Annotated in this window: 20 protein-coding genes; 11 read left to right on the top strand and 9 right to left on the bottom strand. The window is 63.8% G+C overall.

Annotated elements, in window-relative coordinates:
• Nucleotides 1-64: 64 nt before the first annotated feature.
• The 3 genes from BMX61_RS01175 to guaD are packed head-to-tail and all read left to right on the top strand — an operon-like array spanning nt 65 to nt 3,410.
• Nucleotides 65-964: an aromatic ring-hydroxylating oxygenase subunit alpha gene (locus BMX61_RS01175; RefSeq protein ID WP_075627271.1), complete on the top strand. Its 900-nt coding sequence runs from the start codon at nt 65-67 to the stop codon at nt 962-964.
• A 35-nt stretch (nt 965-999) separates the two neighbouring features.
• Nucleotides 1,000-2,007, top strand: coding sequence for an MDR family oxidoreductase (locus tag BMX61_RS01180; RefSeq protein WP_075627270.1), 1,008 nt, complete (start codon nt 1,000-1,002; stop codon nt 2,005-2,007).
• Between the two features lie 38 nt (nt 2,008-2,045).
• Entirely contained in the window at nt 2,046-3,410 is a 1,365-nt protein-coding gene (gene guaD, locus BMX61_RS01185; protein ID WP_075627269.1) for a guanine deaminase, read from the top strand.
• A gap of 101 nt (nt 3,411-3,511) precedes the next feature.
• On the opposite strand, the gene phaR is transcribed toward guaD, so the two are convergent.
• On the bottom strand, nt 3,512-4,090 hold the full coding sequence (gene phaR, locus BMX61_RS01190) for a polyhydroxyalkanoate synthesis repressor PhaR (RefSeq protein ID WP_075627268.1): 579 nt from the start codon (nt 4,088-4,090) through the stop codon (nt 3,512-3,514).
• Nucleotides 4,091-4,281: 191 nt separating this feature from the next.
• Here phaR and BMX61_RS01195 point away from each other — a divergent pair, with 191 nt between their 5' ends.
• Both BMX61_RS01195 and phbB read left to right on the top strand, forming a co-directional pair.
• Nucleotides 4,282-5,463 (top strand): acetyl-CoA C-acetyltransferase, encoded by a 1,182-nt coding sequence (locus BMX61_RS01195; protein ID WP_075627267.1) that lies wholly within the window; start codon nt 4,282-4,284, stop codon nt 5,461-5,463.
• Between the two features lie 378 nt (nt 5,464-5,841).
• Complete coding sequence (gene phbB, locus BMX61_RS01200; protein ID WP_075627266.1) at nt 5,842-6,567, top strand: beta-ketoacyl-ACP reductase; 726 nt, start codon at nt 5,842-5,844, stop codon at nt 6,565-6,567.
• A 203-nt stretch (nt 6,568-6,770) separates the two neighbouring features.
• Here phbB and BMX61_RS01205 read toward each other — a convergent pair whose 3' ends face one another.
• Nucleotides 6,771-8,075, bottom strand: coding sequence for a PQQ-dependent sugar dehydrogenase (locus BMX61_RS01205; RefSeq protein WP_075627265.1), 1,305 nt, complete (start codon nt 8,073-8,075; stop codon nt 6,771-6,773).
• A gap of 404 nt (nt 8,076-8,479) precedes the next feature.
• Between BMX61_RS01205 and BMX61_RS01210 the strand changes: the two genes are divergently transcribed.
• The 4 genes from BMX61_RS01210 (at nt 8,480) to BMX61_RS01225 (ending at nt 14,165) form a co-directional block, all read left to right on the top strand.
• Entirely contained in the window at nt 8,480-11,755 is a 3,276-nt protein-coding gene (locus BMX61_RS01210; protein WP_075627264.1) for a helicase-related protein, read from the top strand.
• Between the two features lie 3 nt (nt 11,756-11,758).
• Nucleotides 11,759-12,172: an RNA-binding S4 domain-containing protein gene (locus tag BMX61_RS01215; RefSeq protein ID WP_075627263.1), complete on the top strand. Its 414-nt coding sequence runs from the start codon at nt 11,759-11,761 to the stop codon at nt 12,170-12,172.
• A gap of 302 nt (nt 12,173-12,474) precedes the next feature.
• On the top strand, nt 12,475-12,816 hold the full coding sequence (fdxA, locus tag BMX61_RS01220) for a ferredoxin FdxA (RefSeq protein WP_075627486.1): 342 nt from the start codon (nt 12,475-12,477) through the stop codon (nt 12,814-12,816).
• A 776-nt stretch (nt 12,817-13,592) separates the two neighbouring features.
• Nucleotides 13,593-14,165, top strand: coding sequence for a CarD family transcriptional regulator (locus tag BMX61_RS01225; RefSeq protein ID WP_075627262.1), 573 nt, complete (start codon nt 13,593-13,595; stop codon nt 14,163-14,165).
• A gap of 248 nt (nt 14,166-14,413) precedes the next feature.
• Here BMX61_RS01225 and typA read toward each other — a convergent pair whose 3' ends face one another.
• The 5 genes from typA to BMX61_RS01250 all read right to left on the bottom strand — a co-directional run bounded on the left by typA (nt 14,414) and on the right by BMX61_RS01250 (nt 21,373).
• Nucleotides 14,414-16,243: a translational GTPase TypA gene (gene typA, locus BMX61_RS01230; RefSeq protein ID WP_075627261.1), complete on the bottom strand. Its 1,830-nt coding sequence runs from the start codon at nt 16,241-16,243 to the stop codon at nt 14,414-14,416.
• Between the two features lie 170 nt (nt 16,244-16,413).
• Nucleotides 16,414-17,214, bottom strand: a complete 801-nt coding sequence (locus BMX61_RS01235) for an ABC transporter permease (RefSeq protein WP_075627260.1) — start codon at nt 17,212-17,214, stop codon at nt 16,414-16,416.
• Nucleotides 17,215-17,216: 2 nt separating this feature from the next.
• Nucleotides 17,217-18,074 carry an ABC transporter permease gene (locus BMX61_RS01240; protein ID WP_075627259.1) on the bottom strand — a complete coding sequence of 286 codons (858 nt, stop codon included), beginning with the start codon at nt 18,072-18,074 and terminating at the stop codon, nt 17,217-17,219.
• Nucleotides 18,071-19,057, bottom strand: coding sequence for an ABC transporter ATP-binding protein (locus BMX61_RS01245; protein WP_075627258.1), 987 nt, complete (start codon nt 19,055-19,057; stop codon nt 18,071-18,073). The genes BMX61_RS01240 and BMX61_RS01245 overlap by 4 nt, the downstream gene beginning before the upstream one ends.
• 255 nt (nt 19,058-19,312) lie before the next feature.
• Complete coding sequence (locus BMX61_RS01250; protein ID WP_075627485.1) at nt 19,313-21,373, bottom strand: M3 family metallopeptidase; 2,061 nt, start codon at nt 21,371-21,373, stop codon at nt 19,313-19,315.
• Between the two features lie 396 nt (nt 21,374-21,769).
• Between BMX61_RS01250 and BMX61_RS01255 the strand changes: the two genes are divergently transcribed.
• The gene (locus BMX61_RS01255) at nt 21,770-22,273 is read left to right on the top strand and encodes a MarR family winged helix-turn-helix transcriptional regulator (RefSeq protein ID WP_075627257.1); all 504 of its coding nucleotides are present in this window, start codon (nt 21,770-21,772) and stop codon (nt 22,271-22,273) included.
• 200 nt (nt 22,274-22,473) lie between these two features.
• Here the strand turns inward: BMX61_RS01255 and BMX61_RS01260 are convergent, their stop codons facing one another.
• Entirely contained in the window at nt 22,474-23,691 is a 1,218-nt protein-coding gene (locus BMX61_RS01260) for an argininosuccinate synthase (protein WP_075627256.1), read from the bottom strand.
• A 107-nt stretch (nt 23,692-23,798) separates the two neighbouring features.
• Here BMX61_RS01260 and BMX61_RS01265 point away from each other — a divergent pair, with 107 nt between their 5' ends.
• On the top strand, nt 23,799-24,290 hold the full coding sequence (locus tag BMX61_RS01265) for a cupin domain-containing protein (RefSeq protein ID WP_175577644.1): 492 nt from the start codon (nt 23,799-23,801) through the stop codon (nt 24,288-24,290).
• A 73-nt stretch (nt 24,291-24,363) separates the two neighbouring features.
• On the opposite strand, the gene BMX61_RS01270 is transcribed toward BMX61_RS01265, so the two are convergent.
• The gene (locus tag BMX61_RS01270; RefSeq protein WP_170854884.1) at nt 24,364-24,612 is read right to left on the bottom strand and encodes a ribbon-helix-helix domain-containing protein; all 249 of its coding nucleotides are present in this window, start codon (nt 24,610-24,612) and stop codon (nt 24,364-24,366) included.
• Nucleotides 24,613-24,644 lie beyond the last annotated feature (32 nt).

Raw genomic sequence — 24,644 nt, forward strand, 5'->3', positions numbered from 1 at the left:
AGAGCTTGCTTGCCGTCGCTGATCATCTCCGCGCTTTTGGCGGACCTTTCAAAGGAGAGCTTCGATGTCGCTCGAAACCCAGGCCGCGCCGGCCGATCACGCGCCCGCCCTCGGCTGCAAGGATCAGGCCGCGCTCGATCAATGGTATCCGCTGGCGACCGAATCGGTGCTCGCGCGCGGGCGCACGCCAAGCCGGCTGCTCGGGACCGACCTCGCCATCGACAAGGCTGATGATGGCGCGTTGACGGTGACGATCGCCGGATCAGCGGTGCCTCTGCCCGTGCTGCATCGGTTCGGCCTCGTCTGGGTCACGCTCGGCCGGCCTTCAGGCGGCCTTTTTGCCTTGCCGGAAGCGGATGAGACGGATCGCCGTGTGGTCAATTGCGGCGCGGTCGCCGTGCACGCCTCCGGCCTGCGCATCGTCGAGAATTTTCTCGACATGGCGCATTTCCCCTTCGTCCACACCGATATTCTCGGCGCCGAGCCGCATACGGAGGTGCTTCATTACACCACCGAGATCCGCCGCGATGTCGACGAGGTCTGGGCGACGAACTGCCAGTTCTTCCAGCCGCAGGCCGCGCTATCGGCCACCGACGGCATCATGACCCAATATATCTACCGGGTGATGACCCCCTTTTCGACGCTGCTCTACAAGACCTGCCCCAATTCCGCCAATCGCTGGGATGTGATCTGCCTGTTCGTTCAGCCGATGGAGCCGGACCGCTGCATCGCCCATCCGGTAATGTTCCTGATCGACGATGTCTCGACCACCACCGAGCTCGTCCATTTCCAGCAGCTGATCTTCCTGCAGGATCGGATCATCCTGGAAAACCAGCGCCCGGTGCTTCTGCCGATGGAGCCGCGCAGCGAGATCCCGACGCGCGCCGATGCCAGCTCCATCGCCTATCGCCGCTGGCTGAAGGAAAAGGGTATCACCTACGGCACGAGCATGATGGCGGCCTGATCGCCGCCCGCTCCAGCAAGATCAGGAGAGAGACCATGGCGGAGGATTTTCCAGCGCTTCTCTTGGAAGACAGGGACGGCCGCAGCGCCGGCCGGCTGACCCGTCTGACGCTTGACGACCTGCCCGATCTCGACGTGACGGTCGAGATCGCCTTCTCCACGCTCAACTATAAGGACGGGCTGGCGATCACCGGACGCGGCAAGATCGCACGGCGCATGCCGCTGATCGGCGGTGTCGATCTCGCCGGGACGGTGGTGTCCTCGCGCGATCCCGTCTGGAAGCCGGGCGATCGCGTGGTGGTCAATGGCTTCGGCCTGTCGGAAACCGAGCATGGCGGCTATTCCCGTTTCCAGCGGTTGAAGCCCGAATGGTTGATGCGCCTGCCCGATGCCTTCACCTTTGAGCAAGCCATGGGCATCGGCACGGCCGGCTATACCGCCGCGCTCGCCGTCGACGCGCTGGAGGCCTGGGGCGCCGGCTGGGGCCGGTTTACGCCAGGGGAGCGCGAGGTGCTGGTCACCGGAGCGGCTGGCGGCGTCGGTTCCATGGCGGTGATGCTTCTGGCGCGGGCCGGCCATACGGTCACTGCTGCCACGGGCCGGCCGGAAACGCATGATTATCTGGCCGCGCTCGGCGCCAGCGGCTTCATCGACCGCGCAGCACTCGCTGAAAAAGGTGCGCCGCTGCAGAAGGAACGCTGGCTCGGCGGCGTCGACAGCGTCGGCTCGACCACGCTCGCCAATGCGCTGGCGCAGACGGCGCGCGGCGGGGCGATCGCGGCCTGCGGGCTGGCCGGCGGCGGCGATCTGCCGGCCACCGTCATGCCGCATATCCTGCGCGGCGTCGGCCTGATCGGCATCGATTCGGTGATGGCGGACATGCCGCGCCGCGAGGTCGCCTGGGCCCGGCTGGCGCGCGATCTGCCCCTTGATCTTTTGGAGAAGACTATCCGGGTAGAGCCTATGTCCGCCTTGCCGCAGCTGGCCGAGGAAATTCTCGTCGGTCGGATTCGCGGACGGGTGGTCATCGACATCAGCCGCTGACCGCTCTCTGTCCTTCTCTATCGATATGGAACCTGCCCATGACGACCAGCCTTGCCGGCCGGATGCTCCTTGCCGATGCCTTCCACGCGCCCGAATGCGGCGCGTTGGAGGTGCTCGCTCAAGCCTTGATCGAGATCGGCGGGGACGGGCACATCGTCCGTCTAACAAGGCCCGGCGAGGCCGGCTATACGGACGCTTTGGAACGCGCCGAGGGCGAGGATCGCCTGACGCGCATGCCGCCGGGGCATTATCTTCTTCCCGGCTTTGTCGATACCCATGTTCACGCCCCGCAATATCCGCAGCTGGGTGCTGCCCTCGATGTGCCGCTCGAAGTCTGGCTGCAGCGCTACACGTTTCCGCTGGAAGCGCGCTATGCCGATCTGGCCTTCGCGGGCGAGGTCTATGGCCGGTTGGTGGACGATCTCCTGAGCAGCGGCACGACGACGGCGCTCTATTTCGCCACCATCCATCAGGAGGCGACCCGGCTTCTCGTGGATCTCTGCCTGGAAAAAGGCCAGCGCGCGCTGATCGGCAAGGTGGCGATGGACCATCCGGAAAATTGCCCGGACTTTTACCGCGATGCCTCGCCGGAGGCTGCCATCGAAGGCACGCGGGCGCTGATCGATTATATCGGCACCCATCCCGGCAATGGCGAGGGACGGGTGCTTCCGGTGATCACCCCGCGCTTCATCCCCGCCTGCACCGATGCCGCGCTGGAAGGGCTCGGCAGGCTGGCGGCTGAATGCGGCTGCCATGTCCAGACCCATTGCTCGGAAAGCGACTGGGCACATGGCTATGTTCTGGCCCGATACGGCATCAGCGATGCCGCCAGCCTCGACCGCTTCGGCCTGATGACCCGGCGCACGATCCTTGCCCATGCCAATTTCCTGGATGAGGAGGATATGGACAGGGTGAAAGCGCGCGGCAGCGGCATCGCCCATTGCCCGCTCTCCAATGCCTATTTCGCCGATAGCATCTTTCCCCTGCGCCGGGCGCTGGAGAAGGGGCTGCATGTCGGTCTCGGCACGGATATATCAGGCGGTCCCAGCGGCTTCATGCCGGAGGCCGCCCGTGGCGCCGTCCTGGTTTCACGCATCCTGGAAAGCGGCGCGGATCCGGTCCGGTCCAGGGCTGAGCGGGCAAGCGGCGCCTCCACCCGCATCGATTTTCGCGAGGCTTTCCACCTCGTCACGGCGGGCGGAGGGCAAGCGCTCGATCTGCCTATCGGGCTCTTCAGGCCAGGCTATGCATTCGACGCGGTGCTGATCGACACGACCGCCGACAAGGGCGGCATCCGCCTTTTCGGCGAGGAGGACGGCGAAACGATCCTGCAGAAGATCGTCTATGGCGCTGCCCGTGCGAACATCGCCCGCGTCTGGGTCGATGGCCTCGCGGTCGCCTGAGACGAGTGATGCAAGGCTGCGTTTCGACGCTCCTGTCCTCGGGCTGAGCCCGAGGAGGGCGTCTTGCAAAACACGACCGTTAACGGCCACGCCGGAACCGCTCAGCCGAGCTTGTCGAGCTTGGTCTGCAGCGCCCGCAGCTGTTCCTTCAGCTCGTCAATGTCCTTGGCTTCGGCTTTGCGGGTTTCCTTCGGCGCCGTCGGCGTCATGAACGGTGAGAACATCTGCATGGCCTGCTGGAAGATCTCGGTGTTGCGACGCACCTGCTCTTCCACGAGTTGCAGCGGCACCTGCAGGTTCTTGCCGAGCGGGGTGTCGCCAAAGGCCTTGTTGATCTGCTCGCGGATCTGCGACTGCTGCTCGACAAAGGCCTGCATCGAATGTTCGAGATAGCTCGGCACGACCATCTGCATCTGGTCGCCATAAAACGAGATCAGCTTGCGCAGGAAGGAGATCGGCAGAAGCGTGTTCCCGGTCTTGGATTCCTGCTCGAAAATGATCTGCGTCAGCACCGAATGGGTGATGTCGTCCCCGCTCTTGGCGTCCTGAACGGTGAACTCCTCCCCCTTCTTCACCATGACCGCCAGATCGTCGAGCGTCACATAGGTGCTCGTCCCCGTGTTGTAGAGCCGGCGGTTGGCGTATTTCTTGATCGTGATCGGCCCTTCTTGTTTGGGCATCGAGCGTCCTCCTCCAAATACACCCCATGGTCCTGCGCCAGACTATCTTTAAAAATGCAAGCCTGACAATGGCCTTGTGCGGCGCAATGGCGTCGATGCGAACGTAAGGGATTAGCGATGGATCGCGTTTGACTTCATCGGCGAGCTTTGTCAGTCTCGCGCCACGTGATGTGGGAAGAGGATACACCACCATGAGCAGCCCCTCCATCGTGATCGCCAGCGCCGGTCGCACCGCCGTCGGCTCGTTCAACGGCGCCTTCAGCGCCACACCCGCCCATGAGCTGGGTGCTGCCGTAATCAAGGGCGTGCTGGAGCGCGCCGGTGTCGATGCCGCCGAGGTCGATGAGGTGATCCTCGGCCAGGTCCTGTCGGCGGGCGAAGGCCAGAATCCAGCCCGGCAGGCGGCGATGAAGGCGGGCCTGCCCAAGGAGAAGACGGCTTGGGGCATGAACCAGCTCTGCGGCTCGGGCCTGCGCGCCGTCGCGCTCGGCATGCAGCAGATCGCCACGGGCGATGCCGATCTCATCGTCGCCGGCGGCATGGAATCCATGTCCATGGCGCCACATTGCGCGCATTTGCGCGGCGGCGTGAAGATGGGCGATTTCAAGATGATCGACACCATGATCAAGGACGGCCTGACCGACGCCTTCTACGGCTATCACATGGGCATCACCGCCGAAAACATCGCCCGGCAATGGCAGCTCTCGCGCGAGGAGCAGGACCAGTTCGCGCTCGCCTCGCAGAACAAGGCGGAGGCTGCACAAAAGGCCGGCCGCTTCGTCGACGAGATCATTCCCTTCGTGGTCAAGGGCCGCAAGGGTGACGTCACCGTCGATCAGGACGAATATATCCGCCATGGCGCCACGCTCGATGGCATGACCAAGCTGCGCCCCGCCTTCGACAAGGAAGGCACTGTGACGGCCGGCAATGCCTCCGGCCTGAATGACGGCGCGGCCGCCGTGCTTCTGATGCGCGAGGAAGAGGCCGTGCGCCGAGGGCTGACGCCGATCGCCCGTATCGCCTCTTGGGCGACCGCCGGCGTCGATCCTCAGATTATGGGCTCCGGCCCGATTCCTGCCTCGCGCAAGGCGCTGGAAAAGGCCGGCTGGTCGGTGGGCGATCTCGGTCTGGTCGAGGCGAACGAGGCCTTTGCCGCGCAGGCCTGCGCCGTCAACAAGGATCTCGGCTGGGATCCCGGTATCGTCAACGTCAATGGCGGCGCGATTGCCATCGGCCATCCGATCGGTGCCTCCGGCGCCCGTGTCCTCAACACGCTCCTGTTCGAAATGAAGCGGCGCGGCGCGGGCAAGGGCTTGGCAACCCTGTGCATCGGCGGCGGCATGGGTGTCGCCATGTGCGTGGAAGCGCTCTGAGACCCGACCACCGGGCACGCCGCGCTTTTAGCCCTGTTCATCGGTCTGCCCGGCTTTCGAGCCGGGCAAGGTCCGACATTCAGATCAAGCGAATGTGATCGTCGTGATGTGCCTTCGCTGGGATGTTCCATCCATAAAGATAGCTGGCTGTGGAAAGTAGCGGCGGTGATTGCAATCGATGGTTATATCGGCCATCAGTTCTTTAGGTCTTCTGACTGAACTGTCTTTGGCGACGTGGGCGCCCGGATTTGTTCTGGCGGCAGCATAAGTATTGAGACGACAGCCATCGCCGGGCAAGGCCAACCGGGATGAGGATTGGGAACGGCAGCGGCCATAGAGATCTCGGCGCAAAGCCTTGAAAAGCGGGAGGAGAAGCGGATGAGCAGGGTCGCGTTGGTCACCGGAGGAACGCGCGGCATCGGCGCAGCGGTGTCGATTGCCTTGAAGAATGCCGGCTATAGAGTTGCAGCGAATTATGCCGGCAATGAAGAAAAGGCCAAGGCCTTCTCCGAGGAGACCGGCATTCCGGCCTTTCGGTGGGATGTCGCCGATTACGAAGCCTGTCAGGCCGGCATTGCCGAGGTGGAAGCCGCTCTGGGCCCGATCGAAGTGCTGGTCAACAATGCCGGCGTCACGCGCGATGCCATGTTCCACAAGATGACGCCTCAGCAGTGGAACGAGGTGATCAACATCAACCTCACCGGCTTGTTCAATATGACGCACCCCGTCTGGTCGGGCATGCGCGACCGGGGCTTCGGCCGCGTCGTCAATATTTCCTCGATCAATGGCCAGAAGGGTCAGATGGGCCAGGCGAACTACTCCGCCGCCAAGGCCGGCGATCTCGGCTTCACCAAGACTCTGGCCCAGGAGGGTGCCGCCAAGGGCATCACCGTCAACGCCATCTGCCCCGGCTATATCGGCACGGAAATGGTGCGGGCGATCCCGGAAAAGGTGCTGAACGAGCGCATCATCCCGCAGATCCCGATCGGCCGCCTTGGCGAACCGGAGGAAGTAGCGCGTTGCGTCGTTTTCCTCGCCTCCGACGACGCCGGATTCATCACAGGCTCGACGATCTCCGCCAATGGTGGGCAGTTCTTCGTCTGAGGCTAGGGTTGCGGATGGAGGGCTGCCTTCAACCGGCGGCGCGGCCTCTTCTCCCTGCCGGAAGAAGAGGCCGTGCCGCAACGCTGCGCCCTTATCAGGTGCATTGCGTAGGGGTTATTGTTCTCCCTCAATGAGAAGGCAGAGTAAAGGCAAGCGCGAGATCCTGCATGTCCATTTCACGCCACTTTGGATGTAGACGGCCCTCAGCCGGCCCTTTCCAGCCGCAGAATGGAGGATGTGCCGGCATCCGGCTCTTCTGTCACCGCGTAGACGGCGCCATCGGGCCCGATCTTGACGTCGCGGATACGCGCCTGCAGCGGCACGCGCTCCTCATGCATCACGCGGTCGCCCTCGACATGGAGGACGACGAGGCCGGTCGAAACGAGACCGCCGATCAGGAAGGCACCCTTCCATTCGGGAATGCGGTCGCCATCATAAAAGGCCATGCCGGAGGGGCCGATTACCGGGTCCCAGTAATAGACCGGCTGTTCGAGCCCGGCCTTTTGCGTGATGCCGTCGCCGATCGGCTTGCCGCTATAATCCATGCCATAGGTGATCACGGGCCAACCGTAGTTCTTACCGGCTTCCGGCCGGTTCAGCTCGTCGCCACCGCGCGGGCCATGTTCCACGGTCCATAGCCGTCCCTCACCGTCGAGCGCTGCCGATTGCAGATTGCGATGGCCATAGCTCCAGATCTCCGGCTTGGCCCCCTCGCGCCCGGCAAAGGGATTGCCATCCGCCGCCTTGCCCTCTGGCGTGATGCGGAAGACCTTGCCGAAGCCGCTGGCAAGATCTTGGGCGAAGACGCGCGTTTTGGCATCCGAGCGCTCGCCGACCGTTACATAAAGCGCGCCTTCGCGGTCGAAGACCAGGCGGGAGCCGTAATGCTTGGTGTTGTCATAGCTCGGCATCTGCCGGAAAATCACCGTCAGCCCGTCAAGCCGTGCTCCCTTGTCGTCCTCCTTGAGAACGGCCGTGGCGACCGACGTGCCGTTGCCATCCTCGCGCGGCTCCGAGAAGGAGAAATAGATTCGCCTGGAGCTGTCGAAATCGGGAGCAAGGGCCACGTCGAGCAGACCGGCCTGCCCGCTGGAAACGACCTTTGGGGTGCCGGACACGGCGGCAACCGCCGTCCCATCCTTGGCCACGAGATACAGCGTGCCTTCCTTGGCGGTCACCAGCATGCGCCCGTCGGGCAGGATTTCCATGGCCCAGAGCTGCGGCAGGCCGACGGCCACCGCCGTGTGGCGAATCGTGGGCATCGCGGAGGGCTGCGGCGCGCGGGTCTGGCCGGCAAAGGCAGGCTTCTGGTCCGGCACATTGGCGGGGCGCGTTTCCACGGGCTGGCCCGAGGCGGTCTGCTCCGCGCCTGTGGCCGGCGGCTCGCCTTCGACATGGTCGATCGGCGAGGTGTCGCCCGTTGATTGCGCGAGGGCGGGAAGGCCGGCGGTGCCCGCGAGAAGCAAAGCGAGGGCGGATCGTGCGGTCAGGCGAAGCAGGCGGGGCATGGCGATATCCTCGAGACATGGCAGGGATAGAAGGAAAGCGCCCGCATCTTCACGGCAAAGATCAGGCGATGGCCGTCCGGCATCGGCGCTGTTCCCTTAAGGTGCGGCCTGTCCGCGCCTGCGGGTTACAGATCGAGGTAGCGCGCACTGGCGCCGCGTCGCCTCACGGCCGGGTCAACTCTCGGTTATTGCCGTGGTTTCCAGTTTCGGCGGGCCTATCACCATGCCGGCTCTTGTCATCTGCCGATGGGAACGTCATCTGTAGGGCATGATCCACGTGGTGGCGAAGACGAGGCCGTTTTCGTACCCTGGCCTGGGCCAGCGGCCGGGCGCCGCGACAAGCCTGTGATAAGGCCTCTAAGCAGACGGCGCATGCCGGGAATGAAGACGTGTCCAGTCAACCCATGATCTTGAGCGGGCGCGGCGTCACCGCCGTCCTCGGACCCACCAACACCGGCAAGACCCATTATGCCATCGAGCGGATGGTGGCCTATGAAACCGGGGTCATCGGCCTGCCGCTCCGCCTTCTGGCGCGCGAGGTCTATGGCCGGGTGGTAGAGCGTGTGGGCGAGCACAATGTCGCGCTGGTCACCGGGGAGGAGAAGATCACCCCGCATATGGCGCGCTACTCCGTCTGCACCGTCGAGGCCATGCCGCGCGACACGCGCGCCGCCTTCGTCGCCATCGACGAAGTGCAGCTGGCCGGCGATCTTGAGCGCGGCCATATCTTCACCGACAGGCTGCTGCACCTGCGCGGCCGGGCGGAAACCCTGCTGCTCGGTGCCGCGACCATGCGGCCGATTCTCGAACAGCTGCTGCCGGGAATCACCGTCGTCGAGCGGCCGCGCCTGTCGCAGCTCCTCTATGCCGGTTCGAAGAAGCTCACCCGCCTGCCGCAGCGCTCGGCCATCGTCGCCTTTTCGGCCGAGGAGGTCTATGCGATCGCCGAGCTGATCCGCCGTCAGCGCGGCGGTGCGGCCGTGGTGCTGGGCGCACTGAGCCCGCGCACGCGCAATGCCCAGGTGGCCCTCTATCAGGAAGGCGATGTCGAATATCTCGTCGCCACCGACGCGATCGGCATGGGTCTGAACCTCGACGTCGACCATGTCGCCTTCGCCCAGGACCGCAAATATGACGGCTATCAGTTCCGCAATCTGAACCCCGGCGAGCTTGCCCAGATCGCCGGCCGCGCCGGCCGTCACCTGCGCGACGGCACCTTCGGTGTCACCTCGCGCGTCGAGCCTTTCGACAAGGAGCTGGTCCACCGGATCGAATCGCATGAGTTCGACCCCGTGCGCGTGCTGCAATGGCGCTCCAAGGCGCTCGACTTTTCCTCTGTCCCCGCATTGAAAAAAAGCCTGGAGCGGCCGCCCGGTGTCCAGGGGCTGACGCGCGCGCTGCCGGCGGTCGATGTCCAGGCGCTGGATTTCCTCAGCCGCGACGGCGATGTCGCCGCCCTTGCCAAGGGAGCGGAGCGGGTTGAAACCCTCTGGGACGTCTGCGCCTTGCCGGACTATCGCCGCATCACCCCGGCGCAGCATGCCGACCTCATCGCCACGCTCTATTCTGACCTCGTGCGCCATGGCCGCGTCAACGAGGATTTCATGGCCGAACAGGTGCGCCGCGCCGACCACACCGATGGCGAAATCGACACGCTTTCGGCGCGAATCGCCCAAATCAGAACATGGACCTATGTTTCCAATCGGCCGAATTGGCTGGCTGATCCGACACACTGGCAGCAAAAGACGCGAGAAATCGAGGATCGTTTGTCCGATGCACTACATGAAAGGTTGACGAAACGCTTTGTTGACCGCAGGACATCCGTGCTCATGAAGCGGCTGAGAGAGAATGCGATGCTGGAAGCGGAAATCAGTGTGAATGGCGATGTCTTCGTCGAGGGGCATCATGTGGGACAATTGGCCGGTTTCCGGTTCTCCCTCGCCCAGACGACCGACGGACTGGACGCACGCGCCGTACAGGGCGCCGCGCACAAGGCGCTGGCGCTCGAATTCGAAGCGCGCGCGGCAAGGCTGCATGCTGCCGGCAATGCCGATCTCGCGCTGAGCTCCGATGGTACGGTGCGTTGGCTCGGCGATCCCGTGGCCCGGCTTTCGGCCAGCGATCATGTGATGCGCCCGCGCGTCATCCTCCTCGCCGACGAACAGTTGAACGGTACGGCCCGCGATCATGTTGCCGCCCGCATCGAACGCTTCGTCAACCACCATATTTCCACCGTCTTGAAGCCGCTCGACGATCTCTCGCGCGCGGAAGACCTGCAGGGCCTTGCCAAGGGCCTGGCTTTCCAGCTGGTCGAAAATCTCGGCGTGCTTTTCCGCCGCGATGTCGCCGAAGAGGTGAAGTCGCTCGATCAGGAGGCGCGCGCCTCGATCCGCCGGCATGGCATCCGCTTCGGCGCCTATCACATTTTCATGCCCGCGCTGCTGAAGCCCGCGCCGGCCGAACTGATCACGCTGCTCTGGGCCTTGAAGAATGACGGGCTGGACAAGCCCGGCTATGGCGATCTGATTCCCGTGCTTGCCGCTGGCCGCACCTCCGTCGTCACCGATCCGTCCTACGAGCGCATGTTCTATAAGCTTGCCGGCTTCCGTTTCCTCGGCAAGCGCGCCGTGCGCATCGACATTCTCGAGCGTCTGGCCGATCTCATCCGTCCGCTGCTGCAGTGGAAGCCGGGCGCAACGGCGCGCCCCGAAGGCGCCTATGATGGCCGCCGCTTCATGACGACCACCGCGATGCTCTCCATTCTCGGTGCGACGCCCGACGATATGGAAGAAATCCTCAAGGGTCTTGGCTATCGCGCCGACGCTCTGAAGGCTGAAGAGGTGCAGGCGCATCTGGCCGCCCATGGCAGCCCTGCCGTAGGCACGGCCTCTGAGGCCCCCTCCGCGCCAGTGGAAAGCGCGGACGACGCCGACGCGACACAAACCCAGGCCGAGCCTGCCAAGCCTGCGGATGACACCGAAACCAGCGTAGCTGCTGCCGAGGACGCTCCGGCCGCGGGGACGGCGCCGGCTGAAGCCGCCGAAGAGGCGACCGAGCCTGCCGCTGAAGCCTCGACGGACACCGCGGCTGCCAGTGACGAGACGGCAGCGACGTCCGACGCCCCTGAGGCGGCAGCCGCAGTTGAGGCCGGAAACGAGGCCTCCGCAGCTACCGAGCCGGCAGCCGACAGCTCTGCCGAGCCTGTCGAAGTCAAGCCGGTTCTGCTCTGGCGGCCCGGTGGGCGCAGCGACAATCAGCGCCCCGCCCGCAATGCCCGGGGCGGCGAGCGTCGCGGTCCGCGCGGTGAAGGCCAGCAGGATGCGCGCCGTGACGGCGGCCAGGGCGGCGAACGCGCTGGTGGTCAGGCGACCGGCGGCCGACGCGACGAACGCAGTGGCGGTCGTGCAGACGGTGGACGTGGGGAACAGCGCGGCCGTGACGGCCAGAAGAACGAGGGCCGCGAAAACAGGGGCCCCCGCAACGAGGGCCGTGGCGGCGATGACCGGCGCGAGCAGCGTCATCGCGACCGTCCGGATCGTGACAGCCGCGACAATCGCGATCGTGGCGGCAAGGGTGCGCCCATGACCTTCGAGGCCCGTCCGCCGCGCAAGGAAAAGCCTGTCGATCCCGATTCGCCCTTCGCCAAGCTCGCTGCGCTCAAGGAGCAGATGAAGAAGTAGCCGATGGCGCAGGACCGGCCCGCAGACATGCCTGTCGAGCGCCAGCGCCTCGATAAGTGGCTGTTCTTCACCCGCCTGCAGAAATCGCGCTCGATCGCCCAGAAGACGATCGAGCAGGGCCTCGTCATGGTCAATGAGGCACGCGTCGTTCAGTCGTCCACGATGGTGAAGCCGGGCGATATCGTCACCCTCTCGCTCGATCGCCGCGATCTCGTGCTCAAGGTCATTGCCGGCGGAACGCGGCGTGGTCCTTTCGAGGAGGCGCGGCTGCTCTACGAAGACCTGACACCGCCGCCCGATCCCGAGCGCCGCCTGTCTGCCTACGACTTGGCCACCCGCGAGCGTGGTGCCGGCCGCCCGACCAAGAAGGAGCGGCGCGCCATCGAAGGCTTGAAGCCTTGGCTAGACGAGGATTGACCTGCTTTTTCCACCCAGGCCCGTGATCAGGAACTTCGTTCTCAAGACACGGTTTCGCATGGGAGGAAATGACCTTGCAATGATTTTGCAAAGCCTTTACCTCGTGTCCAACCGCTGGATTCCGGCCCTGCTTTGCAGGCGGACCGGCTGCCTGTCGACCACCGCTTGAGCGCAATGCCAGTGGCCTCATGGCCCGCCGCAACGGCTCAAGACGCGCCGGTTGCCGCCGATGTCTTGACACCGCGCGCAGGCTGGAACTATCCAGCCGCCGGCCGCGGAACCGAAGCTTCTTGGAGACCTTCATGACGTATGTCGTGACCGACAATTGCATCCGCTGCAAATATACCGATTGCGTGGAGGTCTGTCCGGTGGACTGCTTCTATGAGGGCGAGAATTTTCTGGTCATCCATCCGGACGAATGCATCGATTGCGGCGTCTGCGAGCCGGAATGCCCTGCTGGCGCCATCAAGCCCGACACCGAGCCGGGGCTGGACATGTGGCTGAAGCTCAATGCCGAATTTGCGCCGCAATGGCCGAACATCACCATCAAGCGCGAAGCCTTGCCCGAGGCCAAGGAGATGGACGGCGTCGACGGCAAGTATGAGAAATTCTTCTCGCCCAATCCGGGCGAGGGTGATGCCTGACGCAGGAGCTGGCGGCGCGATATCGATTTCGTCGCCGCGCCCGTCTCAGGCAAGCATAGGGATGGACGGAGCCGGCCAGCCGTGGCAGGTGGTCCTGAGACCGAGGCGGTAGCGGGCGTCTCCGCTGGAGAGGCATGTTTGTGATGCCGGCCTGCAGCGGCTCGTCGACAAGGCTTCGGTACAACCGTGCCGTGACGAGCCGCTGCAGGCAAGCCGCCTTTCGCATGGCCATGATCCTGCCGCAGCTGCATGCGGCCAAATGGCGCAAGCTTCGCACAAGGCGCCGCGTTATAGGAAAAGACATCGGAGCGGCCAGGGGCCGGTCCGCTTTGGGAGCGTTGCGGTCCATAGGGTCGTAAGAGGCCCGGCAAGGGCGACAGCGCATCGCCTTGCAAAAGATCAGGTGGCGAAACGCCGCTCTGGAGCGGTTTCATGCTCATCAGCCCGCCCGTCCCGTGACGGTTTGCGGGCCGAATCGCCTGCGCAAGCAAATTATTGATTTCCGCCATTATTTGTGCTAGGTTTGCCACACTGATCCAAATTGCGGGCCTTTGTGTCCCCAAGCAATCAACGAAAGCACTGTTTTCCTCCGACGCGGCTCACTCCCACAACGCAACGTCTCGTTGCCGATTTGTGTCGCATCGAAGAGCCTTTGTCTTTCGCCGGTGCAGGGCTCAGTACGGAGACACCAATGGGTGCCCCTTTCCATCCGGGCCGCCTTGCCCGGCCCCGGCCTGTTTGAAGGCCGGGTGCGTAACAGGGAGTTTTTGATTCGAATGACGACCCAGCAGAAAAAGTCTTCTACCCGCCATGGTTTCAAGACGGGCGAGTCCATCGTCTATCCCGCTCATGGCGTGGGACAAATCGTTGCTATCGAAGAGCAGGTCGTAGCCGGCATGACGCTTGAGCTGTTCGTGATCGATTTCGAGAAGGACAAGATGCGTCTGAAAGTGCCGGTCGCCAAGGCTGTGAGCATCGGCATGCGCAAGCTGTCGGAAACCGACTTCGTCGAGCGTGCCTTGAAGGTCGTCCAGGGCAAGGCTCGTGTGAAGCGCACCATGTGGTCGCGTCGCGCCCAGGAATATGATGCCAAGATCAATTCCGGTGATCTGATTTCGATTGCGGAGGTCGTGCGTGACCTGTACCGCGCCGAAAACCAGCCGGAACAGTCCTATTCCGAGCGTCAGCTCTATGAGGCCGCGCTTGATCGCATGGCCCGCGAGATCGCCGCCGTCAACAAGATGTCTAGCACCGAGGCCATCCGCCTGGTCGAGACCAATCTGAGCAAGGGTCCGAAGCGCGGCAAGACCGTGGAGGAGGACGAGGCACAGGAAGAAGAAGCCGCGTAAGCTGCCTATTCACCAGCCTGATCGATCAAAAGCCCTGCCGGAAACGGCGGGGCTTTTTCGTTGCGGATCATGAGATCATGGCGCCTGCGTTTGGTCCCGATGCAGTCCGGTGGCTCCTGACCCCGGCAGTCCACGCCCCAGCACAAATCGCCCGCACCGGTTTTTCCGTTGTGCTGGCTGCATAGAAAAACCCGCCGGCTGAGGCGCAGCCGGCGAGTTCGAGAGGCTTGTCAATCTTTTGAAATCGATCAGGCGGCGCCGGAAGCCCGGCTCTTTTCGAAGCGCTTGCGGTCGTTCGCATCGAGGAACATCTTGCGCAGGCGGATCGACTTCGGCGTCACTTCCATCAGCTCGTCGTCCTGGATCCAGGAAAGCGCCCGGTCGAGCGTCATGCGGATCGGCGGGGTCAGCTTGACGGCTTCGTCCTTGCCGGCGGCGCGGATGTTGGTCAGCTGCTTGCCCTTGAGAACGTTGACCTCAAGGTCGTTGTCGCGCGAGTGGATGCCGATGATCATCCCGGCATAGACCTTCTCGCCCGGCTCGATGATCATCGGGCCGCGATCTTCGAGGTTGAACATGGCATAGGCCACGGCTTCGCCGGAACCGTTCGACAGGAGAACGCCGTTGATGCGGCCGGCAATCTGACCCTTGAACGGCTGATAGCTGTGGAACAGCCGGTTCATGATGGCCGTGCCGCGCGTGTCGGTCAGAAGTTCCGACTGATAGCCGATCAGGCCGCGCGTCGGGGCCAGGAACTTCAGGCGAACGCGGTTGCCGCCGGAAGGGCGCAGTTCGGTCATCTCGGCCTTGCGCTCGGACATCTTCTGCACGACGACGCCGGAATGCTCCTCGTCCACGTCGATGACGACTTCCTCGATCGGCTCCATGGTCTGGCCGGTCTCTTCGTCCTTGTGCATCACGACGCGCGGACGCGACACGGCCAGTTCGAAGCCTTCGCGGCGCATGGTTTCGATCAGGACGGCGAGCTGCAATTCGCCGCGGCCGGACACATAGAAGGAGTCCTTGCCTTCGGCTTCTTCGATCTTCAGCGCCACATTGCCTTCGGCCTCCTTGAACAGGCGGTCGCGGATGACGCGGCTCGTCACCTTGTCGCCTTCGGTGCCGGCCAGCGGGCTGTCATTGACGATGAAGGACATGGTGACGGTCGGCGGATCGATCGGCTGCGCGGTCATCGCCTCGGTGACGGAAGGATCGCAGAACGTGTCGGCGACGGTGCCCTTTGAGAGGCCGGCGATCGCGACGATATCGCCAGCCTGCGCTTCCTCGATCGGCTGACGCTCGATGCCACGGAAGGCGAGGATCTTGGAGATGCGGCCGGTTTCGATGACGCGTCCGTCCTGACCCAGCACCTTGACCGGCTGGTTCGACTTGAGCGAGCCCGACGCAATGCGCCCGGTGATGATGCGGCCGAGGAAGGGGTTGGCTTCCAGGATCGTGCCGATCATGCGGAAGGGGCCTTCCTCGACGGTCGGCTCAGGCACATGCTTGAGAACGAGGTCGAGCAGCGGGGCCAAGCCTTCGTCCTTCGGGCCTTCGGGATTGACGTTCATCCAGCCGTCGCGGCCCGAACCGTACATGATCGGGAAGTCGAGCTGCTCGTCGGTGGCGTCGAGATTGGCGAAGAGATCGAAAACTTCGTTGATGACTTCCTCATGGCGGCCATCCGGGCGGTCGATCTTGTTGATCGCGACGATCGGCTTGAGGCCGACCTTCAGCGCCTTGCCGACCACGAACTTGGTCTGCGGCATCGGGCCTTCCGAGGCGTCGACCAGAACGATCGCGCCGTCCACCATCGACAGGATGCGCTCGACTTCGCCGCCGAAGTCGGCGTGGCCGGGCGTGTCGACGATGTTGATGCGCGTATCCTTCCACTCGACCGAGGTCGCCTTGGCGAGAATGGTGATGCCGCGTTCCTTTTCGAGGTCGTTGGAATCCATGACGCGTTCGGCGACGCGCTGGTTCTCGCGGAAGGAGCCGGACTGCTTGAGAAGTTCGTCGACGAGCGTGGTCTTCCCATGGTCAACGTGCGCGATGATCGCGATGTTGCGAAGTTTCATGGCCTATGATCTCTGAGGTTTTGGGGCGCGCGGCATGGCGGGCGCTCAAGTTTCGTTGGCGGCTCATACCCTGTTTTTCGCATTTGCGAAAGGGGGCGCGATCAGCGGAAAGGCCATAGGGGGCAAGGAATGTATCTCAAGCCAGCCTTTTGCCAAGTGGGCACCATCCTTCACACACCGAATCCCTGATAGCGCCTCAGGCAGGCGCGCCAGATCCACGCGGCGATCAGGGCCGTGATAGGACCGGCCAGGATGGCCAGCATCGGCGCGGCATCGCCCAGGATCGGCACCGGCTTGCCGAGCAGAACCGAGACCGGGACGAAGCCCATATAGGAAAAGGGCAGGATGGTGAGAAGGATCAGCTGCAGCGGCAAGCCGAAGATGATCGCAGGATAGCGCGACAGCTCCCAGAAATCGAAATACAGGCCGAAGAGAAAGCGCGAGCGCCCGAGTACGAAGGCACAGGCGCCGAGGGCCGTGAACATCGCGCCGGTCAGCATGGCAGCGCTCATCAGGCTGAGCAGCAGGCGCAGGATCATCAGCAGGTCCCAGTCGAGATCGAGCTGCAGCCCCGCCATGATCATCAGCACAAGGCCAAGCGCGAAATGGCTGCCATATTGCAGGTCGATGCCGGAAAAGACCAGGAAGCTCCAGGGATTGACCGGCCGGACGAGCAGCATGTCGAATTCGCCATCGCGCACCTGCTCTTCCATGAAGCGAAACTGCGTGAAGGTGAACATCGCGCCGAGCGCATAGCCGAAGATCTGGAAGCCGAGCAGGAAGGCGAGCTCCGGCCAGCGCCAGCCGCCGAGCCCGCCGAAGCGGTTGAGGATCACCCAGATGGAGGCGAAGGCGCCGGCATAGCCGAAGCCCTGCGAGATCCAGGCCAGAACCAGGCTCAGGCGATTTTGCAACCGCGCCCGCGCCCGCAGCCGCATCAGCTGCCACCAGAGCATCAAGGTCTCGCGCATGATCAGCCTCCATGGGCCGTGACGTGTCGCGACGCTGACCGCCACAAGAGATGATTGACGATGGCAAGGGCTGCGACCCAGCCACATCCGCCGACGAGCAGTGTCGCGCTTTCCAAAAGGTCGTTCTGGCCGAGATAGCAGGCCATGGGGTGATAGGTGATCCAGGCGAAGGGCAGGGCATGGGCCACCGTGCCAAGCACGGGCGGAAAGAACCAGAGAGGCACCAGCCCGCCCGACAGAAGCGCCGTCAGGCCGCGCATGAACCATTCGAGCGAATGCGCCTCCAGCACCCAGAAGGATAGAAGGCCGAAGAAGATGGCGATCAAAAACAGAAGAGTGGTCGAGACGACGATATAGACCAGGAAGAGAAGGCCATGGCCGAGGCTTGCCGGCGGGGCGATGCCGTAGACGGCTGAGAGGATGGTGATGACGGGCAGGCAGACGAAGCCGAATTGCAGGAGCCGCGGGCCCAGCTGTTCGGCAAAGAGCGCGCCGGGGAAGCTCACCGGCCGCATGAGCGTGGCGCCGATCTGGCCGCTGAGAATGGCCTTGCCGATCTCGCGCACGATCAGGGCTCCGTCCCAATGGGACAGAAGCGTCGCGCCGATCAGGGCATAGGTGATCATCTCGGCTTCGGTAACGCCGGCCACGTGCTGGCGACCGTGATAGACGCTGCGCCAGATGGAGATGCGGGCGAACACGTCGACCATCGTGCCAAATGCGATCGCCAGCAGCTCCGAGCGCTGCTCCGCCTGCTGGCGCGCAGCCGCGCGTGTGAAGGCTGAAAAGGTGCGCAGGGTGGCAAGCAGGTCGCTGCCGGTCAGGCGCGCGGCAAGAGGAGACAGGGCGAAGAGGCTCATGCCCGACGCCTCTGGTAATGGGTGCGGATCACCTCCTCGATACCCGGCTCGTGCAGGCTGGCATCGCGCAAGGGGGTGCCGGGCGGCAATGCGGAAATCAGGTCGATCAGCGAACGGCCATCCTCGTCCACCTCGAATTCCCGTTGGGTGCCGCTGCTGCCGACCGGACGCGCGCCGCCGATCCAGATCGGTCCGGGATCGGTGTAAAAATCGAGCCTGAGACGGCGCCGGGCGCCGAAACTGCGACGCAGGCTGCGCAAGGGGCCGTCGAACAGCAGCCTGCCGTCATCCACCATGATCAGTCGGGGACAAATCTCCTCGATATCCTGCAGGTCATGCGTCGTCAGGATGATGGTGGTGCCGCGCTGCCGGTTGATGCGGGCGAGGAACTTGCGCACGACATCCTTGGCCACCACGTCGAGGCCGATGGTCGGCTCGTCGAGAAAGAGAATTTTCGGCCCGTGGAGCAGCGCCATGGCGATATCCGCCCGCATGCGCTGGCCGAGGCTGAGCTGGCGCACCGGCCTGTCGAGAAAGCTGCCGAGGGCCAGCATCTCGACCATCTCCGCACGGTTCTCCGCAAAGCGCGCCGGATCGATGCGATAGATATGACGAGCCAGATCGAAGCTGTCGCTCACCGGCAGGTCCCACCAAAGCTGGCTGCGCTGGCCGAAGACGACGCCGATCTCACGCGCATTGGCCACCCGCTCTTCCACCGGCTGGCGGCCGAGCACATGCACCTTGCCGGTGGACGGCGCGAGAATGCCCGTCAGCATCTTGATCATGGTCGATTTGCCGGCCCCGTTTGGGCCGAGATAGCCCACCGCTTCCCCGGCCCGGATCGCAAAGGAAATCTCTTCGACCGCCCGCACGGGCACCGTCTCCGGCTTGAGCAGGCCTCGCAGCGTTCCGGAAAGGCCCGGCAGGCGCTTGCGCTGCTGGAAGATCTTGCTGACGCTGTCGGCCTGGATGATCAAAGACATGGTGCAAGGGTCCCTGTAGGATCGTGTGCCCTAAGGACCTTTTACGACACCTCTGTGACGCCCGTCGAGATATATAAGACCATTCGAATGATCTTGAAGGGCCTGTATCCCATGCATTCGACTGCAAGCCTGCCGGATCATGCTCTCGCATGACTCCCATCAACCGCCGGGCACCGCAATGCCCGGCCAAAACCTTGTGTCGCCGTCGGCTCATGGCCTTGGCGAGACGAGCTGCCGGCTTTCAGAGCCTTTTTCTCAGGCTGCCAGTCCACGTTTGGCGAGCATGGCGTCGGGGCTCGGCAGGCGACCCCGGAAGGCCTTGTAGGTCTCTTCCGGATCGACCGCGCCGCCGGCTGCATAGACATGCCGCTTCAGCCGCTCCGCCATGGCGGGATCGAAGGCGTTGCCCGTCTCTTCGAAGGCCGCGAAGGCGTCGGCATCCAGCACTTCCGACCACATGTAGGAATAATAGCCGGCCGAGTAGCCGCCGGAGAAGATGTGCTGGAAGTGCGGTGTGGCATGACGCATGACGATCGAGGAGGGCATGCCGATGCGGTCGAGGACTTCCGCCTGCAGGGCCATGGGATCCGCCACGGATGGGGTGGTGTGAAAGGCCATATCCACCAGGGCCGAGGAGGTGAACTCCACCGTGTTGAAACCGGCATTGAAGTTGCGGGCCGCCAGAACCTTGTCGAGCAGCGCTTGTGGCATAGGTGCGCCGGTTTCCACATGGCGGGCATAGCGCTTGAGGATGTCGGGGACGGTCAGCCAGTGTTCGTAAAGCTGTGAAGGCAGCTCGACGAAATCGCGCGAGACGCCCGTGCCGGAGACGGACGGATAGGTGACATCGGACAGCATGCCATGCAGGGCATGACCGAATTCGTGGAACAGCGTGCGCGCATCGTCCAGCGACAGGAGGGCCGGCTTGCCCTCGGCCGGCTTGGCGAAGTTGCAGACATTGTAGATGATCGGCCGTTCGCCATGGGCGCCGTTCTTGAGCGTCAAGCGGTGCTGCGACTGGAAGGAGCTCATCCAGGCGCCTGAGCGCTTGCTGGCGCGTGCGAAATAATCGCCGAGAAACAGCGCAATGACCTTGTCGGCCTGATCGCGGATCTCGAAGACGCGCACATCGGGATGATAGGCGGGCACATCCTTGACCTCGACAGCCTTGATGCCGAACAGCCGGCCGGCGACATCGAAACAGGCCTCGATGATCTTCTCCAACTGCAAATAGGGCTTCAGCTCGGCTTCGGAAAAGGCGAAGCGCTGGGTACGGATCTTTTCGGCGTAGTGACGCCAGTCCCAGGGCTGAACGGCGTGATTTCGACCTTCCTCGGCAATCAGCGCGGCAATGTCGGCCTCTTCCTCGCGGGCGCGCATCACGGCCTTGTCCCACACCTGCATCAACAGCCCGTTCACCGCTTCTGGCGTCTTGGCCATGGTGTCTTCGAGCTTCAGCGCCGCAAACGTCGGATAGCCGAGCAGTCCGGCGATCTCTGTGCGCAGCGCCAGCATCTCGCGCACGATATCACGGTTGTTGGTCGGCCCCTCGTTTGCGCCGCGCGCGGTCCAGGCCTTGAAGGCCTGTTCGCGCAGGTCGCGCCGCTCGGAGAAGGTCAGGAAGGGCTCTATGATCGAGCGCGAGAGGGTCACCGCATAGGCGTTTTCCTCGCCGCGCTCGCGGGCCGCCGAGGCCATGGCATCGCGCAGGAAGTCCGGCAGCCCGGCCAGTTCCGCTTCATCCCTCAGGATCAGCGACCAGCCGGATTCATCCTTGAGCACGTTCTGGCCGAAGGAGGCCGACAGGCTCGCCATCCGCTCGTTAATGGCCGCCAGCCTGTCCTGCGCGGCCTTTTCCAGCTTTGCGCCGGCCTTGACGAAGCCTTTCCAGTGGCGTTCCAGCACGCGGCTCTGCTCCACCGTCAGGCCCAGGTTGTCGCGGCTCTCCCACAGCGCGTCGATGCGGGCGAAAAGCTTGGGATCGGTGCCGATTTTGGAATAATGGCGCGACATTTTCGGCGCGATCTCGCGCTCGAGCGCCTGGATCGTGTCGTTGGTATGGGCACCGGCCCGGTTCCAGAAGAGGGCGGAGACGCGCGACAGGCTGTCGCCGGCGATCTCCAGCGCCACGACCGTATTGTCGAAGCTGGGCTCGGCCGTCTCATTGGCAATCGCGGCGATCTCCGCCTCATGCTCGGCAAGTGCCGCATCGAAGGCGGGTGCGAAGTCCTCGTCGCGAATCGCCTGGAAAGGCGGCAGGCCCTCATGGCCGGTCCACTGTGTCAGGCCAGGGGCGATGGCGGGCTTATCGGTCATCAGGCGTCCTTTCAGTCTCAAGGCGCGGCCGCATATATGCGCGGCCGACAGGATCGGCATCGGCAATCCTTATCAGAATTGCCTGGCCTTGGCAGAGATGCTGGGAACGACACACGGGTGCCTCCCCGCTGCTCCGGCGCGACAGACCTCTTGCCATAGGCTTTACATGTCTTGCATGTTTTCCGGCCGATAGGGCCGCATTGAGGCAGAACGCCGAGGTCGACGGTTTTCCAGCCAAGGCTGAAATGCAGCGTCGAAGGCGGCTTGCCCGGTCTTCAGGCAATGATAAGAAGGCTCCTCACTGCGGGTCTGCCGCAACGCCCGTCAAGGCAGTGCCCTGGTGGCCATTCCGCTTTCCGCCATTCCGTCGTCATCCCATCGTTCAGGCCAGTCTTCATGTCCGTCAAGCTTCCCAATGATACGATCGGCATGCTGCTGACCGATGTGTCGCGCCTCCTGCGGGGCGCCTTCGACCGTACGATCTCCGCCGCCGGTCTCGGTTTGACGCCGGGCGAGGCACGTGCGCTGATCCAGGTGGCGGCAAGTGGCGGTATCAAGCAGACCGAAATCGCCCAGCGCATGGGAATCGAGCCGATGACGCTCTCCACCTATCTCGACCGGCTGGAAGGGCTCGGCCTCGTTGCGCGTGTGGCCGATCCCAACGATCGCCGCGCCAAGCATGTGGTGCTGACCGACCAGGCCGATGGGGTGATGCTGGCGATCCAGGCCGACGTCACGCGGATGATGGAAAGCGTCACCGCCGGCCTTGGCGAAGAGGCGCGCGCGATGCTGCGCCAAAGCCTTCTCACCCTGCGAGACAATCTCCAGGCGATCGACCCGTCCTGTCCCTCCGGACGAACGCCGGCCCCGCCGCCCGCACCCGCCGAGATCAAAGCCTAAGCCATAAACCTGGCGGGAGACCGCTGGATAAGCCGTGACGCGTGGTATCTGCTGGCGGCTGATCACCACAAAAAACCCGCCTGCACGGCGTGCCGTGCGGCGGGTTCGTGGGATGAGGAGGCGGAGCCCTCGTCGCGCTCGCGCCTCGAGCTTACGCCGCCTTGATCGCAAGAGCGCCGGGCGCTCTTGCGGTGCCTGGTTCAGCGGCCGCGCTTGGCCAGCGTCCGCAGGCGCAGTGCGTTGAGCTTGATGAAGCCCGCTGCGTCTTTCTGGTCATAGGCGCCCTGGTCGTCCTCGAAGGTGACGAGCTTGTCCGAATAGAGCGACTTGTCGGATTCGCGGCCGATGACCATGACATTGCCCTTGTAGAGCTTCAGCGTCACCTCGCCCTCGACATGGCGCTGCGACAGGTCGATGGCGGCCTGCAGCATTTCGCGCTCCGGCGAGAACCAGAAGCCGTAATAGATCAGCTCGGCATAGCGCGGCATCAGCTCGTCCTTGAGATGCGCCGCACCTCGGTCGAGCGTAATCGATTCGATAGCGCGGTGTGCGGCAAGCAGGATGGTGCCGCCGGGGGTCTCGTAGACGCCGCGGCTCTTCATGCCGACGAAGCGGTTTTCGACCAGATCCAGACGGCCGATGCCGTTGTCGCGGCCGTAATCGTTGAGCTTGGCGAGAAGCGTCGCCGGCGAGAGCCGCTCGCCATTGATGGAGACGGCATCGCCCTTTTCGAAACCGATCTTGATGATCGTCGCCTGATCGGGCGCGGCCTCCGGGGAAATGGTGCGCATATGCACATATTCCGGGGCTTCCTGGCTCGGATCCTCCAGAACCTTGCCCTCGGAGGAGGAGTGCAGGAGATTGGCATCGACGGAGAAGGGCGCCTCGCCCTTCTTGTCCTTGGCGACCGGGATCTGGTGCTGCTCGGCGAAGTTCAGAAGGTCCGTGCGGCTCTTGAACGACCAGTCGCGCCAGGGGGCGATGATCTTGATGTCGGGGTTCAGCGCGTAAGCCGAAAGCTCGAAGCGAACCTGGTCGTTGCCCTTGCCGGTGGCGCCATGGGCGATGGCGTCGGCGCCGGTCTTCTTGGCGATCTCGATCAGGTGCTTGGAGATCAGCGGCCGGGCGATCGAGGTGCCGAGCAGGTAGACGCCCTCATAGACGGCATTGGCGCGGAACATCGGGAAGACGAAGTCGCGCACGAATTCCTCGCGCACATCCTCGATGAAGATCTCCTTGATGCCGAGCAGCTCGGCCTTCTTGCGGGCGGGCTCCAGCTCCTCGCCCTGGCCGAGATCGGCCGTGAAGGTCACGACTTCGGCGCCGAGCTCGGTCTGCAGCCACTTCAGGATGATCGAGGTGTCGAGCCCGCCGGAATAGGCGAGGACGACCTTCTTGACGTTCGTATGCGATGCCATGGGGAGAGGTCCGTCGGATGAGGGGTCGAAGGCGCCGCTGACCCTTGGAGCCAGGACGCGAAATCGCTGAAGTCTTAGCGGGATTATAACGGCATGCCAAGGCGGGCGTGACAGGGCTGTCTGGTGGAGACAGGCCATCGCTGCCAGGGATCGCTGTCCCGCACGGCTTCGAACTTGGATCGATAGGGGCGGCCGTATTGTGCGCCATCCTGACACTTTCTGTCAGCCGGTGCGCTTATCCTCGGCCCGCGAAACGACCAAGCGAGGAGACGATGATCCATCAGCAAAATCTTGCCCGGCAATGGAAGCAAACGCCTTATCCCGGTGTCGCAGTCGCCATTCTGGCGGCGTATGAGGAGGGAGGAACGCAAGCCCTGCTTCATTTCGAGGCCGGCGCGCGCTTGCCCGCCCACCGACATCCCGGTTGGGAAAGCATCTATATTCTGGAGGGTTCTCTCGAAATAAACGGGCTGATCGTTCTGCAAGGCGATCATGTGCTGCTGCCAGCCGGTGAAGTCCATGAGGTCGTCGCCCGTGAGACCTGCATCTACATGGCGTTGTCGCAGAGATCGGGCGTCGATATCATGGACGATGCTTGATCGATCTCAATTATCGGCCGTGGCGGGCATCGGACGATCTCCGCCTTGCCTTCCCATGCGTGGCCGGCGATCGTCATGAGGAAATCCGGCTGCGCTCCGTCTCCGCCGTCAGCAAATCGTCCTCGAGAGCTTCCGCTTCGTCTTCCTCGGCCTCGTCGAACAGGTCGTCCTCGAGCGTATCCAGATCGGCGCCGTCATGCTGCAATCGCCGCAACCCGCCGAGCAACACCTCCTCCACCGAGCCGAACCAGCCGCGTTCCACCAGATCCTCGGCAAAGGACAAAAGCTCGTCATCGAGGGTGATGGTCACCGTGCGGGACATGCGCATCGCTCTCCGAGGGGCAAGGGGCGGCT

The sequence above is a fragment of the Xaviernesmea oryzae genome (genome assembly GCF_900109605.1).
In the GTDB taxonomy this organism is placed as follows: domain Bacteria; phylum Pseudomonadota; class Alphaproteobacteria; order Rhizobiales; family Rhizobiaceae; genus Xaviernesmea; species Xaviernesmea oryzae.